The sequence below is a fragment of the Eikenella halliae genome (assembly GCF_001648475.1).
Taxonomy (GTDB): domain Bacteria; phylum Pseudomonadota; class Gammaproteobacteria; order Burkholderiales; family Neisseriaceae; genus Eikenella; species Eikenella halliae.
Genome location: NZ_LXSQ01000006.1, coordinates 99,212 through 117,585 on the forward strand (window position 1 = coordinate 99,212; position 18,374 = coordinate 117,585).

Here is an 18,374-nt window from a genome sequence, read left to right on the forward strand (position 1 = left end):
ATGAATGTTTCAAAAGAAGAAGGCTATTTGGTTCTAGCCCCCATGCAGGGTCTGCTCGACCCCGTCATGCGCCGCCTGCTCACCGACATCGGCGGCTACAGCGAATGCGTTACCGAATTCGTCCGCATCACCCACACCCTACACTCCCGCGCCACCTGGCGGCGGCATATGCCCGAAATCGATCACGGCTGCCGCACCCACGCCGGCACCCCCTGCACCCTCCAGCTGCTCGGCAGCGACCCTGACAACATGGCCGCCAACGCCCAAGCCGCCGTGGCCGCAGGCGCGCAAAAAATCGACCTCAACTTCGGCTGCCCCGCTCCCACCGTCAACAAACACCAAGGCGGCGCCATCCTCCTGCGCGAGCCCGAACGCATCCGCCGAATCGTCTCCACCGTGCGCCAAAGGCTACCTGAAAACATCCCCCTCACCGCCAAAATGCGCCTCGGCTACGAGGATAGCTCACGCGCCCTCGAATGTGCCCAAGCCATTGCCCAAGGCGGCGCCTCCTCCCTGGCCGTGCACGCCCGCACCAAAATCGAAGGCTACCGCCCGCCCGCCCATTGGGAGCAAATCGCCCCCATCCGCCAAGCACTCAGCATCCCCGTCATCGCCAACGGCGACGTATTCAGCCTGGCCGACTACCTCGCCATCCGCCGCACCAGCGGCTGCCAACACGTCATGCTCGGGCGCGGCGCCGTCATCACCCCCGACCTCGCCCGCCAAATCCAGCGCCACAACCAAGGCCTACCGCCCCGGCCCGCCGGTTTCGCCGACTACCTCGTGTGGATACGCCGATTCTTCCAACTCTGCCGCGAACACGCCGGCGACACGCCCTACCCCGCCGCCCGCCTCAAACAATGGCTCGGCATGATGAAAACCACCCACCCCCAAGCCGCACACCTCTTTACCCAACTGCGCCCCCTCACCTGCCCCCAACAAATCGAACAGCTGCTGGATAACTACCAGCCCCAGCCCGAATAAGCAAAGGCTACCTGAAAACCAAGCCCCGCAAAGCCCAAACTTTCAGGTAGCCTCAAACCGCACACCACCATGCCCAAACTCTCCCGCCTCATCCGCCGCAGCCTCCTCAGCCTGGCCGCCCTCCTCCTGCTCTACGGCGCCGCCGTTTGGCTGCTGCCCCGCATCAAAAGCCCCGGCCGGCCCGAAGGCGAACCCGAAATCACCGTATGGCTGCTCTCCAACGGCGTGCACACCGACATCGTCGTCCCCACCCTCAGCAGCGAAGCCGACTGGCGAGCCGTCTTCCCCGCCGAGCACACCCGCAGCCAAGAATACGCCCCCTGGCTCGCCATCGGCCTGGGCGACAAAAACTTCTACCTCACCACCCCAACCTGGGCCGACCTCCGCCTCAGCACCGCCCTCAAAGCCGCCACCGGCCTATCCAGCAACGCCGTCCACGCCACCTACTACCCCAGCCTCGAAGGCTGCACCCGCTGCGCCCCCATCCGCATCAGCCGCGCCCAATACCGCCGCCTCGTTTCCTACATCCGCCAAAGCCTGCAATGGCAAAACGGCCGCACCCTCCCCATCCCCACCGATATGGTCTACGGCGAAAACGACGCCTTCTACGAAGCCGTCGGCAGCTACAACCTCTTCTACACCTGCAACACCTGGACCAACAACGCCCTCAAAGCCATGCACACCGACGCCGCCCTCTGGACCATTACCGAACAAGGCCTCTTCCACCACCACCCGCCCCAACCGCCATCCGGCGGAAACGAAGGGCTGCCGGAAACAACATCGCAACACGGCGATTGAGGCTACCTGAAAATACACCTTCAACGAAGTTCACACAGTCCGAATACAGCATCACCCAATCCCGCCGTTAAAGGCTACCTGAAAATTCAAAAGAACCGGCAAAACCAAACAACAGGATAATCACGCTACCCACCCGCCACATAAGCTATCACCCACAGCCCAAACAAAAAGGCTACCTGAAAACTCAGCTTCGCAGAAACTCGCCAAGCTAAATTTTCAGGTAGCCTTTCTCTTATGCCCACACCGCCTCAGCCCCGCAGCCACGGCGGATTGGCGGCAGCGGCGCGGGCGGCAGTGGGGCAGTCTTCGCTGTGTGCGCCTTTCAGGTAGCCTGTGCTCACCAAAAATTCGCGCACGATTTCGGGGCCGGTGAATTTGAAGGTGCGGCGGAACAGCTTCACCCAATCGGCCAGCGGCTGCGGGTGGTGGCCGTCGAGCCAGTTCTTGAACGAACCGAATGCCTGTTGCAGCTGCAAGATTTGCTGCGCATTGTGGATGGCGGCATTGATTTTCAAGCGGTTGCGGATCACTTTCGCGTCGGTCAGCAGGCGTTGGCGGTCGGCTTCGCCGAAGGCGGCCACGGCGGCGATGTCAAAGCCGGCGTAGGCGGCACGCAGGCCGGCGGCACGTTGCAAAATCAGCGTCCAACTCAGGCCGGCCTGGTTGATTTCGAGCAGCAGGCGGCCGAAGAGTTCATTGTCGTCTTCGATGTGGAAGCCGTAGAGACGGTCGTGATAATGCTTGTTGGGGTCAGTGCTGTCGGCGGGCAGGCCGTTGGCAAGGGCGCAGTAGCTGTTCATGCGGCTAGTTTTTCAGGAAGGCAAACGCGGGCGAGCCGATAAAGTACACCAGCACAACATAAGTGCCCACGGCGTTGAGCGCCACGCTAAACCAAAAGGCGCGCACAAAGCGGATATTGGCGGTGTGCTGCTGATAACGCATCTGCGCCAACAGGCCGCCGGGCCAGCCGCCGAGCATGGCCAACAGGTGCAGCATGCCGTCGGGCACACGGGTGCGGCCGCTTTGGGCGCTGCGTTTGTCCGTGCGGTATAGAATAAGCAGCAGGCAGCTGGCCAGCAAATAGGCCGCGGCCAGCGGCAGGGAAATAAAGGACACGGCGGCAAGGAACAGCAGGATAAACGTGCCGCCGAGCAGGCTTTCGCTGAAACCGCCGCCCAAAATCGTGCCGGAAGAAGGGCTTTCACGGTCGGCCCAGCCCAACTCGTAGCCTTGCGGAATCACACGGGTGGCCACCCATTCGCCGCGCCGCCGCCCCAGCACAAAGCTCACCTGCTGGTGGTTGGCCGGGCTTTTATCGCGGAACACAAAAGCCGATTGCGGGAAAAACACCCGTGCTTTGATGGACTTAACCTTGATATAGCCCGATTTTTCCTCTTCGTTCCAGCGCACCACCTTGCCCACATAGGTTTCGCCGTTCACCAATTTATCTTGCCGCTTGGCCTGCTTGCGCTCTTTATGCAGCGCCTCTTCTTCTTCCGGGCTGCGCCGCTGCAGGCTGGACGTGGCGGCATTTTCCGCGCTGTCGAGCAGCCAATAGCCGCTAACGGGGTGGCTTTGCAACACGCCGCGCAACACATCGCCCGGCTCGGGGGAAAGGTCGGTGGCAGCAAACAGGTCGCCCACCAAAAACACGCTCAAAGGCGGCTCGTCGCCATTGTTCACCACATCGGCCACGCCGGTGCGACCTGAGGCATCCCACACCCGCACCGCAGCATCCACAATCCGCCCCTCGCGCCACTTACGCCCCGGCTCGGCAACCTCCTCACCGCCATCAGCCGCCGGTTGCACAGGAATTTCAGCCAACACGGCAGCCTGCGACTCAGCCACCACTGCGGCAAGCGTTTCAATTGCGGCAGGCTCAATCTCAGACGCCCCATCGGGCAAAGTTTGCGGCGCAATTTCGGGCAATTCGTTTTCGGTGTTCATGGCAGGCGGAAAATAGGATTTGTAAAAAGAGAAAGGCTACCTGAAAAGCACCCGCCTGCCAAGCAGCAAGCGGGTGTTGGGGGAATTTGCAGGCAATCTGTTGCAGGTATCGGCAAGGAAGCGGAGATTTCTCATTAAAAAGGCTACCTGAAACGGAGATTTGCAGTTTCAGGTAGCCTGTTGACGGCCTTGAAGACTGAAGGCTTGAGAGCAGCCGTAGGTTGGGTTGATAAACCCAACATTTCAAGAGATGTGGTGGTTTCGTTGGGTCTCGACCCAACCTATGCTTACTGAGGCACACGCGAGGTTAACCAAGTGATATTTCGCATCATTTGATAAAAGGTCGTCTGAAAGCCGGAAAACCGTTTCAGACGACCTTTGTTTAATATGGTGTCTGTAATTTATAATTAAATCTTGCATGCGTACTACATTCCTATAACTCTTCTGAATCTGAAATATCCTCAAATCCAACAATATCATTATCATGGTAGTTGATTAAAATACCGTATGGTTCAGCAATGGGTAGTAGACTTTCTCTAAATATAATATCCCAATCTTTTGTTTTTTCATAAAACATAAACTCCGGAAAAGAAATCAATTTTTTAGTTTTGTCTAATTTATCTTTGTAATGATTAAATCCGAGTTTTTTGGGTTGGGTATATAGAATATTTTTTAAGAATAGTTCGGTTTTCGCTCTGAATCTGAGGAAAATTATTCATTTTGTTTGGGGCTGACGTAGATTAGCCCTAAATTCCACACCAATCCCGCAGGATTTTAAGCTGTTGAGACGGTGTGCCGAAGTTAAATCGAAACTCACATTCTTTCAAGAACAGTGGGAAAGATTTGCGGTCGATTCCGTTGTATTTGCGCAAGACGCGTTTTGCCTGATTCCAAAAATTCTCAATGCCGTTGATATGGTTCTGGCGGTCTGCAAATTCCTTGGAATGGTTGATGCGGTGATGGATAAAACCGCTCACGTCCAACTTGTCGTAGCTGCTCAGGCTATCCGTGTAAACAATGCTGTCCGGCATGATTTTCTGTTTGATAACAGGCATCAAAGTATCGGACTTGGCATTATCTACGACAACGGTATAGACCCGTCCGTTGCGTTTCAGGATGCCGAAGACAACCACTTTTCCTGCCGCACCGCGACCACGTCTGCCTTTACGCCGTCCGCCGAAATAGCTTTCGTCCAACTCGACGGGGCCCTCGAAAACCTCATCGGCAGCCAAGGCCAAATGATGGCTGATGACCATGCGGATTTTACGGTAAAACAGAATAGCGGAGTTGGGCTGAATGCCCAAAATATCGGCAGCGGAACGGGCGGTAACTTGGAGTACGAAAAATTCAAGCAGTTTATTTTGAACTCTCTTGCTTAATTTACAATTGGTTATCTGCATTTTCGTATGCCTAGCATAACTACTAATCTACGTCAGCCCCTTTTGTTTTGAATAAAGTTAAAATCTATTTTCTCCAAATTAAATGGTTGACTGACTTGAATAGAGAAAGACATTTCATTAAATATACCTTGAAGAAAAGATGTGTTTGTTGTTTCTTCAGTAATAAAGGTCAAGTTGCCCAGAGGGGTATGAAATTTACCCATATTAGTATCCTATATAAGGTATTAAATATTTAGAGTAAGCAAAATAGTTATTAAAGGTCGTCTGAAAAATTTCAGACGACCTTTTCTTCAATATCCTCTAATTCGCTATCACTCTTTCTTTCAAAGTCTTCAATAATCTCTTTATAACCTTAATCCGTATCTTAATACCCTTGTGGGTTAGATAGATGAGCACTAATTTTTAAGAAATGTGATAGTTTATAAATAATAATGTAAGACATCAATTTTGGTTTATTTGATATTTTTCATTATATTGGAAAGTTCTATTGGTACGGGTATATCATGTTCACTTGAACGTGAAATTTTTAGCAAATAGCTATGTAGAATAAATTCAAAATCAGAAAATATTTTTAATTTGATTAGGCAACATATTTTTAACTCTTGGATTTTTAAGTCTCGCCAATTTTGATGGCTGGATAGTTTTAAAAAGTAATTATCCGGAATTTGCTCTATCATATCAAGGCAATGATTAAATTCCTTTAAGTCATAATAAATATGTGCTAGGTAGGCTTTGGCAAACATGGCATTTTCAAAATCAGAAGTAGCCTTTTTAAAGGGAATTTTTGCTTGTTCTAAAAGGGAAATTCTATTTTTATCTTCTGATAGATTAGCTTTTAAATATAAGTTATACCCTAAAAGATATGGGTAATTATTTAAATTTAATAAATTATTTAGAAGATAATCTATCAGGATTAATTTTGTTCGATTCTCCTCAGTCAATTCAATTACCTCAGTTATTACATAAGGATTGTTAGTCGATATTGAGTCTAAAGGGGAGTCGATATAGTCTAAAGCATTCATCATATTAACTTATAGGTTGTACTGTTGCCTTATGATATATTCTCTGTTAGTTATATATTTTGCTATTGAATCATTCACTTACTTTACATCGATAATCGTAGGTTAGATCCCTAAAACCGTCATTTTGTATATAACAGGTTTGTAATATATGGGTCGTCTGAAACAGTTTCAGACGACTTTTTCTTTATTTCTCTCTATTCTTTCAGCACTCTTTCTTTCAAAGTCTTTAAGACACTCTTCACCATCTTAATCCGCGTTTCCACATCCTCCATCTGAGCCGTAAACTTCAACTTGTCCGCTCCAGCCAGCCGATATTTTTTATCTGTCTGAATCAGCAGGATGATTTCTGTCGGGTCGATTTGGTGGTGTTTGCCGAAGGTAACGGTAACGGCTTCGCTGGTCGCGTCGATGGCGTCTATGCCCAATTCTTTGGCTGCGAGCCGCAGGTGGTGGCTTTCGATGAGGGTTTTGACGGGTTGTTCGGGCAGGCCGAAGCGGTCGACGAGTTCTTCATGTATGGCGTTGATTTGCTGCACGGTTTCGCAGACGGCGAGGCGTTTGTAGAGGACGAGCCGCTCGTGGATGTCGGGGCAGTAGCTTTCGGGCAGCAGGGCGGGGCTGTGCAGCTTGATTTCGGTGGTTACGCCCAATGGCGCGTCCAAGTCGGGTTGGCGGCCTTTTTTGAGGTCGCGCACGGCTTGTTTGAGCATTTCGGTGTAGAGCGTGAAGCCGACCTGCACCATTTCGCCCGACTGCCCTTCGCCGAGTATTTCGCCCGCGCCGCGTATTTCCAAGTCTTGCATGGCGAGCGAAAAACCCGCGCCCAGTTCGTCTGCCGCCGCGATGGCGTCCAGCCGTTTTTCCGCGTCTTTGCTGATGTATTCGGGCGTGAGCAGGTAGGCGTAGGCTTGGTGGTGGCTGCGGCCGACGCGCCCGCGCAGCTGGTGGAGCTGGGCGATGCCGAATTTGTCGGCGCGGTTGATGATGATGGTGTTGGCGTTGGGAATGTCTATGCCGGTTTCGATGATGGTGGAGCAGAGTAAGACGTTGAATCTTTGCTGCAAAAAGTCGCGCATCACTTGTTCCAGTTCGCGCTCGCGCAGCTGTCCGTGTGCTACGCCGATGCGGGCTTCGGGCAACAGGGTTTCCAGCCGCTCGCGCATATTTTCTATGGTATCTACTTCATTGTGCAGGAAAAACACTTGTCCGCCGCGTTTGAGTTCGCGCAACACGGCTTCGCGCACGCTGCCTTCGCTGAACGGTTTGACAAAGGTTTTCACGGCGAGGCGGCGGCTGGGCGCGGTGGTAATCAGCGAGAAGTCGCGCAGCCCTTCCAGCGCCATGCTTAATGTGCGCGGAATGGGGGTGGCGGTAAGCGTGAGAATGTCCACGTTGGCGCGCAGTTTTTTCAGCTGCTCTTTCTGGCGCACGCCGAAGCGGTGTTCTTCGTCGACAATCACCAAGCCTAGGTTTTTAAACGCAATATCGTCCTGCACCAGCTTATGCGTGCCAATCACAATATCTACCGTGCCGTCTGCCATGCCTGCGAGCGTGGCGCGGGTTTCTTTGCTGCTGTTGAAGCGCGAAAGCTGGGCAACTTTCACGGGGAAATCGGCGAAGCGGTCGGCGAAATTTTGCGCGTGCTGCTCCACCAGAAGCGTGGTCGGGGCGAGTACGGCGACCTGTTTGCCGCCCATCACCGCCACAAATGCGGCGCGCAGGGCGACTTCGGTTTTGCCGAAACCGACATCGCCGCATACAAGGCGGTCCATAGGCTTCGCCTGCGTCAGGTCTTTAATCACGGCGGCAATGGCGGCGGCCTGGTCTTCGGTTTCTTCGTAGCCGAAGCCGTCGGCAAACGCCTGATAGTCCATCTCGTTGATTTCAAACTTGTGTCCCGATTGGGCGGCGCGTTGGGCGTAGAGGTTGAGCAACTCGGCGGCGGTGTCGCGCGCTTTTTCGGCGGCTTTGCGCTTTGCCTTGTTCCACGCGCCGCTGCCGAGCTTGTGCAGGGCGACGTTTTCATGCGCCTGGCCGGAGTAGCGGCTGATTAAATGCAGTTGCGAAACAGGGATATAGAGCTGCGCTTCATTGGCATATTCCAGTTGCAGCATTTCGTCTTCGCCCATCAGCACCAGCCCGCGATACCGCCCGATGCCGTGCTCTTCGTGTACCACGGGGTCGCCGATGCTGATTTCCGCCAAATCGCGCAGGCTGCCGTCCGACACGGCGGCGTGCTTTTTGCGGCGGCTGTGGACGCGCGAACGGGCAACGTATTGATACAGCTCGGATTCGGTGATAACGGCGAGGTGCAGGCTGCTTTCGGCGTTGGGGCTACCTGAAAACTTGGATACGGCATTTTCAGGTAGCCTTTCGGTGTGCAGGCTGCTTTCTGTTTTAGTTTCGCAGAAACCCGCCGCGCTCGTTTTCAGGCTGCCTGAAACCGTTGAAGCTGCGGCACTTTGTCCCCTCTCCTGCGGGAGAGGGTTAGGGAGAGGGCTTGCTGCGGTGGCAGAAATTCCGGTTTGGGGCGCGGACGTGTCGCCCTCTCCCCGGCCCTCCCCCACGGGGGAGGGGGCGGGTTGCTGCCCGATTGAAGGGTGTAGGCTGCTTTCGGCGTTCGGGCTACCTGAAAACGAGCAAAGCGGGTTTCTGCGAAGCAAAAATTCAGAGGCGGCGTTTTCAGGTAGCCTTTCGGCACGATTAAGCAGTACCAATTCGGCAGCTTGGCTTTCGCTTTCATAATGCACACGCAGAGGACGAGAATCACCTGATACGGCAAACTCGGCCAACACGCCATGCCTCGGTGTGTAGGCAAGGGTTTCATCTAACCGGTAGGCAGACGAACCCTGCCCGAACACCAGCACAATCCGTCCTTCCCTGTTACCGACGCGCACCTGATCGCCAAGCATTATCTGGCTGCCATTAGCATAGCGGATGGTGTTTTCAGGCTGCCTTTCGTCTGCATTGAGGCTACCTGAAAATCCGTCCGCAGCCTTTTCAGGCTGCCCGCCCAATTGGAAGCCTTCTGCCAACGGCGTAACCGTGATGCACAGCGGCGCATTGTCATCTAAAAACGCCTGCCAGCCGGCCACGGGTTTGGGTTTCAGGCCGTGCTGGGCGAAGAAGCCCAGCATGGTTTCGCGTCGGCCGGCACTTTCGGCACACAGCAGAATGCGGCCGCCAAAGGCTGTCTGAAAGTCTTGCAACGCAGCCAGCGGTTGTTCGGATTGGCGGTTTACCGCCACATCGGGCAGGGTATGGGGCGAAGTGGCGGAAAGATCCGGCCAGATTTGCGGGTAGGCTTTCAGGCTACCTGAAAAGCGGTCGGCAGTAAGATATAAATGCTGCGGGTGCAACGGCGGATAGCTTGGGTCGCCCTGCGCCAGCGCGTGGCGCGATTTGATTTCGCCTTCGAAGCGCACGGCTTCGGCGTGTACATCGCCCACGCATACGGTCAGGGCGTTTTCGCCGATGTAGTCGAACAGGCTGGCGCAACCGTCTTCAAAAAACAGCGGCAGGTAATATTCCACGCCCGCGCCGAACTGCCCCTTGCCCACGGCTTGGTACACGGTTGCCTCGTTCGGATTGCTTGGGATTTCTTCGCGGAAACGGTTGCGGAAGATTTTCTGTGCGTCCGCATCGGTGGGAAACTCGTGCGCGGGCAGCAGGCGGATTTCGGACACGGGCGCGAGCGTGCGCTGCGTATCTGGGTCGAAAGTTTTGATGCTGTCGATTTCATTGTCAAACAAATCAATACGATACGGCGTGTTGCTGCCCGTGGGGAACAAGTCCACAATGCCGCCGCGCACGGCAAATTCGCCGCCCGCCACCACATTCGACACCGCGCTGTAACCCGCTTCCACCAGATTCTGCCGCAGCGCGGCAATGTCCAGCCGCTGCCCCGTTTTCAGCCAAAACGTGCGCCCCAACAGAAACGGCGCGGGCGCAAGACGCTGCATCGCCGTGGACACGGGCACAAACAGCGCGTCCGCCAGCCCGTTTTTAAGCTGCCACAGCACGGAAAGCCGCTCGGACACCAAATCCTGATGCGGCGAAAAGCGCTCGTAAGGCAGCGTTTCCCAATCGGGCAGGAACAGCGCGTTGTCCTGCGGGCGGAAGAATTGCCACGCGGTTTGCAGGCGCAGCGCAGTTTCGGCATCGGGCGTGAGCACAAGCTTGAGCGGTTTTTCCGGCAGGGCGGAGGCGAGAAAATAAGGCAGGCTACCTTCTGAAACTTGCGGCCAGAAGGCCTTTTGGGCGGGTTTGGGCAGAGGAAAATTCATGGTGTACCGACAAAGGTGTGCGGCAGCCTGAAGCAAGTTCGGGCTGCCGAGTGTTTATGGTTATCAAAATAGAAACAATACGGCATTGGCTCACTGCACAGCCTGGTTTCTATTTTGAGCAACTGTGGTTTGGATTGATGAAAAAACGGATTTTAGCAGATTAAGGCTACCTGAAACCTTAGCTTCGCAGCAATTCGCTTCGCTCATTTCATTGTGCTGCAGCTTGCGTTTTAGCTTCGCAGAAACTTAGCCTTGGCTACGCCAAGACATCGTTTTCAGGTAGCCTTTTATACCGCGCCCAAGGTGGCTAATCCACCGCCACCTCCACCGGCTGCGCGTTCAGGGCGGCGAGCGCGGGGGCGGGGGCAACGGTTACAAACAGGCCGCGCCCGCCGCCGTTGATGTACATAAGCGGCAAATCCCAGATGCTGCGTTCGGCATACACGGGCAGTGCGGTACGGCAGCCGAAGGGGCTGGTGCCGCCCACGAAATAGCCCGTCCATTTATGCGCTTGGTCGGGCGAGGCCAGCTCCACGTGTTTCATACCGAGCTGGCGGGCAAGGTTGCGGGTGGAGATTTGGCGGTCGCCGTGCATCAGCACGATGAGGCCTTTTTTGTGTTCGTTTTCCAGCACGATGGTTTTCACGATTTGGTGTTCGTCGATGCCGAGGCACTCGGCGGAATGCGCCGTGCCGCCGTGCTCTTCGTAGGGATACTGCATGGCGGTATGCTCGATTTTGTGCGCGCGCAGAAAACGGATGGCGGGCGTAACGGGATGGTGGGGTTTGCTCATGAAAGGCTACCTGAAAACGATGTCTTGGCGTAGCCAAGGCTAAGTTTCTGCGAAGCTAAAATGTCAGCTTCACAGCGAAGCGCGGTTGCGGCGCAGCTAACACGAAGCTGCAATAAAGTTAAACGGGAAATGGGCGGATGATGCATGCATCAAACGGTTTCAGGTAGCCCGCCGTTTGCCGTGAGGCTACCTGAAAATTATTTGGCAAACGGCAGCCAGCGCCGCGCCAGCACATACATCACCACCCCGCCCACGGCGAACAGGGCAAACACGATGCCCTTTTTGCGCGCGTTCGGGCACAGCCAATACACGGCCAGGCTGAAGCTGAAAAACAGCAGCGACACCACCCACACCAGCTGTTTGTCTTTAAAGCGGTTGAGGGTGTAGCTTTCGGTAAGCATCACATACAGCTGCCAAAATCCGGCAAAGCAGATGCACAGCACGCCGGCGGGCAGGAAAATCAGGCCGAGGTCTTGATGGGTCATGGGCGGTTCTCGGGAGGGTTGACTCAGGCGGCATTATACTAAAGTACGCTCATTCCTTTTGAGTGTTCGGCCGATACTATCCGTCATACGATAAATACTACAACGAATTTCAGGTAGCCCGCACAATCTACAAATCCAAAATAGAATTCTTGCCACCAAGCTATCGGCCTTGCCATCCGTCTGCTGGCGCAGCCGAACGGAGCGCGGTTTTTGGGGAATAAGGGCTTGCATGTTCGAAGCGGCGCAGCCGCAAGTTGCAGCTAATTCAATTTCTCTTTGCGCCCGAAAAACCGTGCGGAATGAGGGAAGTTTGGCGAAGCCAAACCTGCGCCCGCAGTCGCCTTTCTTTGCTTCCTTTCTTTGGCGAAGCAAAGAAAACGAGGTCTCCGAAGGAGGACGAGTTTCTGCGGAGTAAAAACGAAGCCTTCGTTAGAAGGGTTCGTTTTAACGAAGTTAAAACAAGACCTCTGCAAGAGGGCTTGTTTTTACGCAGCTAAACGAGTGCCCCGCGCCGGCATGAGGCGCAAAGGAGAACAAGGGAGAAAAGTTGAAGGCTACCTGAAATTCCGTGATGTTTGAATCCAATCAAATAGACAATATGTCCAATATAACCCCTAGATAACCCTTTTAATCGCCAATTTTAAAAAATTTGTCTAAAAAAGCTGCCAAATTGTCAAAATTCGGGTAGTATTGCCACCCGATACGACAGCGCCTCCCACCCTATTCCCGCTATGCCCGCCCGCCGGCAGCGGCCACAAGCCCGCCAGCCCGCCGCACCGCATACCGGCCGCGCCGTCCGCCCCGTTTAACCGAATCCAAAAAAGGAATCCACATGCAAGTTTACTACGATAAAGACGCCGACCTCTCCCTGATCAAAGGCAAAACCGTGGCCATCATCGGCTACGGCTCGCAAGGCCATGCCCACGCCGCCAACCTGAAAGACTCCGGCGTAAACGTGATTGTCGGCCTGCGCCAGGGCGGCTCTTGGAACAAAGCCCAAGCCGCCGGTTTCGACGTGCGCAGCGTGGCCGATGCCACCAAAGCCGCCGATTTGGTGATGATCCTGCTGCCGGATGAAAACCAGCCCGCCGTATATCGCGCCGAAATCGAGCCCAATCTCAAGCAGGGCGCAGTATTGGCCTTTGCCCACGGCTTCAACGTGCACTACAACCAAATCGTGCCGCGCGCCGACTTGGACGTGGTGATGGTTGCCCCCAAAGGCCCCGGCCACACCGTGCGCAGCGAATTCCTCAAAGGCGGCGGCGTGCCTTCGCTGATTGCCGTTTACCAAGATAAAAGCGGCAAAGCCCGCGACATCGCCCTCTCCTATGCCGCAGCCAACGGCGGCACCAAAGGCGGCGTGATTGAAACCAACTTCCGCGAAGAAACCGAAACCGACCTGTTCGGCGAACAGGCCGTATTGTGCGGCGGCGTGGTGGAACTGATCAAAACCGGCTTCGAAACCCTGGTGGAAGCCGGCTACGCGCCCGAAATGGCCTACTTCGAATGCCTGCACGAAATGAAGCTCATCGTGGATTTGATCTACGAAGGCGGCATCGCCAACATGAACTACTCCATTTCCAACAACGCGGAATACGGCGAATACGTTACCGGCGTGGAAGTGATTAACGACAAATCGCGCGAAGCCATGCGCCACGCCTTGAAACGCATCCAAACCGGCGAATACGCCAAAATGTTCATCCTCGAAGGCGCCACCAACTATCCGAGCATGACCGCCCGCCGCCGCCTGACCGCCGACCACCAGATTGAAAAAGTCGGTGCGCAACTGCGCAGCATGATGCCTTGGATTGCCAAAAACAAATTGGTAGACCAGAGCAAGAACTAATCAGCAAGCGCTTGCCTAAAAATAGGCTACCTGAAAACACAGCTTCACGCCGCCCAGCGGGTTTCGGCGAAGCTGGAATTTCAGGTAGCCTTCTTATTTGCTGCCATGCCGTTAAACCCAGTGGGCAGGGCTGGCTTCCATTTCCTGCGTATCGGCCGTTTACCCAAAAGAAGGGCTACCTGAAAACGCCATGCGGCGGATTTCAGGTAGCCCGTTTTGCCGTTGCCTATAGTGATGCGTGGTTAGCGGGCGAAGATGTCGCGGTTGCCTACGAATACCTGGCTGCTGTATTTGCAGCCGGATTCGGTTTTGCAGCCGGGAATGGTTACGCTTAAGGTGTAGCGGCCGGTACGGGCGGGGAGTACGCTGAACATGGGGGCGTCGTCGTCTTCGGTGTCGGACGCGATCTCACTGCCGTCGGCCGATTTGAGGGTAAGGTCGATGTTGTCGCAGTCGTATTCGCAGGCGGCGAAGAAAGTGTAGTATTTTCCGGCGGTGAGCTGGACCTGGTGGGTTTTGGTTTCACCTGTTTTGGCGCTGCCTTGGAACAGGTTGGTTTGGCGGGCGCTCGGATCTTTCTCCTTTACAATTCGTTTGTGAAGCTCCTGAGCTGCAGGCAGATATGAACCGGCGGGGGCGGCCAGGGCGGGGGCGGCCAGCAGGGCGGCGAGGCCGAGGATAACGGATTTTTTCATGTGTTTCCTTCTACTAAGTTATGTTAAACGGACGGGCATTGTAGCAAACCCGGAGCGGCTGTTCTACTGCCGGATAACGAAGCGGCTACCTGAAAAGCTACCCTATTCCGGATAATTGGTTTCAGGTAGCTCACCCTTCATTATGAATCCCATTCATTCTCCCGCGCCGATTTTTCAGCCCGCCGCCCTTGCCTAAACCCCCGCCGCCCGCTACCGTATCACCTTTCTTTCGCATTTATTTTTTCCCGCCATCATGCAACACAACACCCTCAGCTTCGAATTTTTCCCCACCCGCACGCCGGAAGGCCGCGAAAAGCAGAAAACCACCCGCAAGCAGCTCTCCCAATACCGTCCCGAATTTTTCTCCTGCACCTCCGGCGCGGGCGGCACCACCCGCGAAGGCACGATGCAGACCATCCGAGACATCCTTGCCGAAGGCATGGCCGCCGCCCCGCACATCCCCTGCGTGGGCCTCGATGCCGGCGAGCTCACCGATCTCTTGCAGGAATACAAAGATTTGGGTATCCGCCACTTGGTCGCCCTGCGCGGCGACATCCCCTCCGGCATGGGTTTGGGCTCCACCGGCCTGCACCACGCCAACGAACTGGTTGAGCTCATCCGCCACCGATTCGGCGACTGGTTCCACATCGAAGTGGCCGCCTACCCCGAATACCACCCGCAATCGCGCAGCGCCGCAGACGACATCCAAAGCTTCGTGCGTAAGGTGAAAGCCGGTGCCGACTCCGCCATCACCCAGTTTTTCTTCAATGCCGACGCCTATTTCCGCTTCCTCGACGACGTGCGCGGGCGCGGCGTGGAAATTCCCATCGTGCCCGGCATCATGCCGATTGCCAACTTCTCCAAACTCGCCCGCTTCGCCGATATGTGCGGCGCCGAAATTCCGCGCTGGCTGCGGCTGAAGCTGCAATCCTACGCCGACGACACCGCCTCCATCAAAGCCTTGGGGCTGGACGTGGTAACCGAAATGTGCGGCCGCCTCCTGCGCCACGGCGCCCCCGGCCTGCATTTCTACACCCTCAACCAGGCCGGATTGTCTTCCACCATCTGCCAACGCTTGGGCTACTAGGCCTTTCAAGCAAGAAATGAAGGCTACCTGAAAATTTCAGGTAGCCTTTTTCGTTTTAGCGGATTTCTTCGCCGAACACTTTGCGCCACAGTGCGGCCACTTGTTCGTAGTGTTCGCACAGGGTGTCGTCCACTTGTACTGCGCCCGCGCCGTGCAGCTGCTGGCGGTGTTGCACTTGGCGGTAGTAGCGGTAGGCGGCGGCGGTGCGCGCGGCGGCATCTTGGCTGAGCAGGCCGCGGCGGGCGGCCATATCGAGCAGGGCGATGTTGCCGTAGTTTTCCAACAGTTCGGGATACTGCCGGGCATGGAGCAGCACGAAGAATTGCACGATGAATTCCACGTCCACCACGCCGCCGCGGGCGTATTTCACGTTGTCTTCGCGGGCAGGGTGGGTGGGCAGCATTTTGCTGCGCATTTGGGCAATTTCCTGCCGCAGCGGGTTTGCTTCGCGCGGCAGGCTGAGGATTTGGCGGCGGACGGTTTCAAATTTGCGCCCCACTTCGGGGCTGCCGGCCACAAACCGGGCGCGGCTGAGGGCTTGGTGTTCCCAAATCCAGGCGTTTTCGTGCTGGTATTTGGCGAAGGCTTCGAGGCTGTGGGCTTGGAAGCCGCTGTCGCCGTTGGGGCGCAGGCGCAGGTCGGTTTGGTAGAGGCTGCCCGCGCCGGTGCTGCCGGATAGCCAGGTGGTGAGGCGGCGGGCGTATTTGCTGTAGATGTCGGCGGCTTCGGGCGCGCTGTCGTCATACAGATACACCAAATCCAAATCGGAGCCGTAGGCCAGCTCTTTGCCGCCGAGCTTGCCGTAGCCGATGATGGCGAAGCGGGGGATGGGGCGGTGGGTTTTGGGCATGGCCTGCCACACCTGCCACATGGTGTGTTCGAGCAGGATGTCGGCCAGGTAGGAGAGTTGGTCGCTCAGGGCTTCGAGCGGCCAGCGGCCGGCCAAATCCTGCACGGCCAGGCGGAAGGTTTGGGCGTGTTTGAAGCGGCGCAGCACGTCCATTTTGGCTTCGGGATCGCCGGCGGCTTGGAGGCTACCTGAAAGTGCACCGATGAATTGCGGCCAGTTGGGGTGTTCCATTAATTGGGCGGACAATAATTCGTCCAGCAGCACGGGGTGTTGCTGCAAATATTCGGCCAGCCAGGGGCTTTGCGCCATGAGTTCGGCCACTTGGGCGAGCGCGGCGGGGTATTCCTGCAAAAAGGCGAGGTAGGCGGAACGGCGGCTGATGCTGTCGAGAAAGTCGAGCAGGCGCGGCAGGGCGGCTTCGGGGCGGCTGCTTTCGGCGGCGGCGGCCACCACGCGCGGCAGCACGGCGTCGAAACGCTGTTGGGCCCGGGCAGACAAATGCCGGTAGCGGCTGCTGCTGCGGATGTGTGCCAGCCGCTCGGCGGCTTCGGGCGCGTTGGCAAAGCCCAACCCGGCCAGCTGCGCTGCCCATTCGGCGGCTTCGGCATCGTCTTGCCACAGGCCGGCCAGCGGCTGTTCGGCTTCGCTTTCGCTCTCTTCGGGGCTGCTCAAGGTTTGGTTGAACTGGGCGCTTACCTGGGCGCGCTGCGCGTTGAGGCTACCTGAAAATTCTTCGTAGCTGGCAAAGCCCATGCTTTCGGCCAACAGCTGCTGCTGTTCGGGGTTTTCAGGTAGCGTTTGGGTTTGCTGGTCGTCCCAGTATTGCAGGCGGTGTTCGAGGCGGCGCAGGAAGCGGTAGGCTTCGAGCAGCCGGGCGGCAGATTCGGGCGCGAGAATGCCGGCCTCGGCCAGCGCGGCCAGCGTTTCCTGCGTGCCTTTGAGCTGCAGGCTGCGGTTTTGCCCGCCGCGAATCATCTGAAATACCTGCGCGATAAATTCCACTTCGCGGATGCCGCCGGCGCCGAGCTTGATGTTGCCGGCCATGCCTTTTTTGCTCACTTCGCTGCGGATTTGGCGGTGCAGCCCGCGCAGGGCTTCGTAGGCGCCGTAGTCCAGATATTTGCGGAACACAAAAGGCTGCACCACGCTGCGGATACCGTTGGCATACGGCGTAACCACGCGGCCTTTGCACCAGGCATAACGCTCCCATTCTCGCCCCTGCGCCACCAAATACTGCTCCAGCGCAGTTTCGCTCAATACCAGCGCGCCGCTGTCGCCGTCGGGGCGCAGGCGCATATCGATGCGGAACACTTGGCCGTCGGCGGTGATGTCGTTCAACAGCGCAATCAGCTTCTGCCCCACCTTGGTGAAAAACTCCTGATTGCTGCGGCTGCGCCGCCCGTCGGTTTCGCCCGATTCGGGATAGACGAAAATCAAATCCAAATCAGACGACACGTTTAATTCAAACCCGCCCGCCTTGCCCATGGCCACCACGCTCAAATGCTGCGCCGCGCCGCTGTAGCGGCCGATGGGCGTGCCGTAGAGCGCGGTGTAGTGCGCCTCGGCAAAAGCGAGCGCGGTGTTCACCGCAAAATCGGCCAGATGCGTGATGGAAGCCGTTACTTCCGCCAGTTCGGCCGCGCCGCACAAATCGCGCACCATAATCTGCGCCAGTACATAACGGCGCAACAGCCGCAACTGCCGCGTTAACTCAGCCTCATCCGCCGCTGTCGCGATGTCTGCCCACGGCGCGAAGGCGGTCAAATCCTGCGGCTGCAAGGGCTGCGCGAGCATGGGCTGTAATCGTGCAACATCGATTTGCCCGCCATCCAGCTGGCGCGACAGCCAAAGGGAAAAACGGCGGGCGTGGGCAATCATATCGGCAGGCATGTGGGTTCCTTGTGTGCGGAGGGTGGTATCACGGATAAAAATGGCAAGGCTGCGGCCTTGGTTCGCCTTGGCGTACTGCCTGCACGCCCGGCGGCTCGCCGCTTGGTATCATTTTTATAGTGAATTAACAAAAACCAGTACAGCGTTGGCTCGCCTTGCCGTACTATAGTAAATTAAAAACAAAATAGTACAATATTCAACTTTGAAGGTCTAACCATGGCATACTCTGCGGACTTAAGGAACAAAGCTTTAAACTATTACGAACAATGCAAAAACATCAGCCAAACCGCA

General features: G+C 56.1%; 14 protein-coding genes. 4 read left to right on the forward strand and 10 right to left on the reverse strand.

Features of this window, described 5'->3' with window-relative positions; all coding sequences use genetic code 11:
* A complete protein-coding gene (locus A7Q00_RS02125; protein WP_064088998.1) occupies positions 1-984 on the forward strand; it encodes a tRNA dihydrouridine synthase in 984 nt (327 codons plus the stop codon).
* 69 nt (positions 985-1,053) lie between these two features.
* On the forward strand, positions 1,054-1,782 hold the full coding sequence (locus A7Q00_RS02130; protein ID WP_064088999.1) for a TIGR02117 family protein: 729 nt from the start codon (positions 1,054-1,056) through the stop codon (positions 1,780-1,782).
* A 248-nt stretch (positions 1,783-2,030) separates the two neighbouring features.
* On the opposite strand, the gene A7Q00_RS02135 is transcribed toward A7Q00_RS02130, so the two are convergent.
* From A7Q00_RS02135 to A7Q00_RS02165, 8 genes are all read right to left on the reverse strand, one after another.
* Positions 2,031-2,582, reverse strand: a complete 552-nt coding sequence (locus A7Q00_RS02135) for a DNA-3-methyladenine glycosylase I (RefSeq protein ID WP_064089000.1) — start codon at positions 2,580-2,582, stop codon at positions 2,031-2,033.
* Positions 2,583-2,586: 4 nt separating this feature from the next.
* Positions 2,587-3,729, reverse strand: a complete 1,143-nt coding sequence (locus tag A7Q00_RS02140; RefSeq protein ID WP_064089001.1) for a DUF1294 domain-containing protein — start codon at positions 3,727-3,729, stop codon at positions 2,587-2,589.
* Between the two features lie 433 nt (positions 3,730-4,162).
* Positions 4,163-4,306: a hypothetical protein gene (locus A7Q00_RS13985; RefSeq protein ID WP_245637505.1), complete on the reverse strand. Its 144-nt coding sequence runs from the start codon at positions 4,304-4,306 to the stop codon at positions 4,163-4,165.
* Between the two features lie 169 nt (positions 4,307-4,475).
* Complete coding sequence (locus A7Q00_RS02145) at positions 4,476-5,129, reverse strand: IS1595 family transposase (RefSeq protein WP_064089002.1); 654 nt, start codon at positions 5,127-5,129, stop codon at positions 4,476-4,478.
* 452 nt (positions 5,130-5,581) lie between these two features.
* The gene (locus tag A7Q00_RS02150) at positions 5,582-6,154 is read right to left on the reverse strand and encodes a hypothetical protein (RefSeq protein ID WP_064089003.1); all 573 of its coding nucleotides are present in this window, start codon (positions 6,152-6,154) and stop codon (positions 5,582-5,584) included.
* Between the two features lie 191 nt (positions 6,155-6,345).
* On the reverse strand, positions 6,346-10,437 hold the full coding sequence (gene mfd, locus A7Q00_RS02155; RefSeq protein WP_064089004.1) for a transcription-repair coupling factor: 4,092 nt from the start codon (positions 10,435-10,437) through the stop codon (positions 6,346-6,348).
* Positions 10,438-10,744: 307 nt separating this feature from the next.
* Complete coding sequence (locus A7Q00_RS02160; protein WP_064089005.1) at positions 10,745-11,230, reverse strand: YbaK/EbsC family protein; 486 nt, start codon at positions 11,228-11,230, stop codon at positions 10,745-10,747.
* A gap of 197 nt (positions 11,231-11,427) precedes the next feature.
* Complete coding sequence (locus A7Q00_RS02165; protein ID WP_064089006.1) at positions 11,428-11,715, reverse strand: hypothetical protein; 288 nt, start codon at positions 11,713-11,715, stop codon at positions 11,428-11,430.
* 832 nt (positions 11,716-12,547) lie between these two features.
* Here A7Q00_RS02165 and ilvC point away from each other — a divergent pair.
* Positions 12,548-13,561 (forward strand): ketol-acid reductoisomerase, encoded by a 1,014-nt coding sequence (gene ilvC, locus A7Q00_RS02170; RefSeq protein ID WP_064089007.1) that lies wholly within the window; start codon positions 12,548-12,550, stop codon positions 13,559-13,561.
* 242 nt (positions 13,562-13,803) lie between these two features.
* On the opposite strand, the gene A7Q00_RS02175 is transcribed toward ilvC, so the two are convergent.
* Complete coding sequence (locus A7Q00_RS02175; RefSeq protein ID WP_064089008.1) at positions 13,804-14,256, reverse strand: hypothetical protein; 453 nt, start codon at positions 14,254-14,256, stop codon at positions 13,804-13,806.
* A 253-nt stretch (positions 14,257-14,509) separates the two neighbouring features.
* Here A7Q00_RS02175 and metF point away from each other — a divergent pair, with 253 nt between their 5' ends.
* Positions 14,510-15,343, forward strand: coding sequence for a methylenetetrahydrofolate reductase [NAD(P)H] (metF, locus tag A7Q00_RS02180; RefSeq protein ID WP_064089009.1), 834 nt, complete (start codon positions 14,510-14,512; stop codon positions 15,341-15,343).
* Positions 15,344-15,398: 55 nt separating this feature from the next.
* Here the strand turns inward: metF and glnE are convergent, their stop codons facing one another.
* Entirely contained in the window at positions 15,399-18,083 is a 2,685-nt protein-coding gene (glnE, locus tag A7Q00_RS02185) for a bifunctional [glutamate--ammonia ligase]-adenylyl-L-tyrosine phosphorylase/[glutamate--ammonia-ligase] adenylyltransferase (protein WP_064089010.1), read from the reverse strand.
* Between the last annotated feature and the right edge of the window lie 291 nt (positions 18,084-18,374).

What these genes read in the sequence shown, in the direction of transcription:
- A7Q00_RS02125 (WP_064088998.1), top strand. Translation starts at nt 1, where the DNA reads ATGAATGTTTCAAAAGAAGAAGGCTATTTGGTTCTAGCCCCCATGCAG.
- A7Q00_RS02130 (WP_064088999.1), top strand. Translation starts at nt 1,054, where the DNA reads ATGCCCAAACTCTCCCGCCTCATCCGCCGCAGCCTCCTCAGCCTGGCC.
- A7Q00_RS02135 (WP_064089000.1), bottom strand. Translation starts at nt 2,582, where the DNA reads ATGAACAGCTACTGCGCCCTTGCCAACGGCCTGCCCGCCGACAGCACT.
- A7Q00_RS02140 (WP_064089001.1), bottom strand. Translation starts at nt 3,729, where the DNA reads ATGAACACCGAAAACGAATTGCCCGAAATTGCGCCGCAAACTTTGCCC.
- A7Q00_RS13985 (WP_245637505.1), bottom strand. Translation starts at nt 4,306, where the DNA reads ATGTTTTATGAAAAAACAAAAGATTGGGATATTATATTTAGAGAAAGT.
- A7Q00_RS02145 (WP_064089002.1), bottom strand. Translation starts at nt 5,129, where the DNA reads ATGCAGATAACCAATTGTAAATTAAGCAAGAGAGTTCAAAATAAACTG.
- A7Q00_RS02150 (WP_064089003.1), bottom strand. Translation starts at nt 6,154, where the DNA reads ATGATGAATGCTTTAGACTATATCGACTCCCCTTTAGACTCAATATCG.
- mfd (WP_064089004.1), bottom strand. Translation starts at nt 10,437, where the DNA reads ATGAATTTTCCTCTGCCCAAACCCGCCCAAAAGGCCTTCTGGCCGCAA.
- A7Q00_RS02160 (WP_064089005.1), bottom strand. Translation starts at nt 11,230, where the DNA reads ATGAGCAAACCCCACCATCCCGTTACGCCCGCCATCCGTTTTCTGCGC.
- A7Q00_RS02165 (WP_064089006.1), bottom strand. Translation starts at nt 11,715, where the DNA reads ATGACCCATCAAGACCTCGGCCTGATTTTCCTGCCCGCCGGCGTGCTG.
- ilvC (WP_064089007.1), top strand. Translation starts at nt 12,548, where the DNA reads ATGCAAGTTTACTACGATAAAGACGCCGACCTCTCCCTGATCAAAGGC.
- A7Q00_RS02175 (WP_064089008.1), bottom strand. Translation starts at nt 14,256, where the DNA reads ATGAAAAAATCCGTTATCCTCGGCCTCGCCGCCCTGCTGGCCGCCCCC.
- metF (WP_064089009.1), top strand. Translation starts at nt 14,510, where the DNA reads ATGCAACACAACACCCTCAGCTTCGAATTTTTCCCCACCCGCACGCCG.
- glnE (WP_064089010.1), bottom strand. Translation starts at nt 18,083, where the DNA reads ATGCCTGCCGATATGATTGCCCACGCCCGCCGTTTTTCCCTTTGGCTG.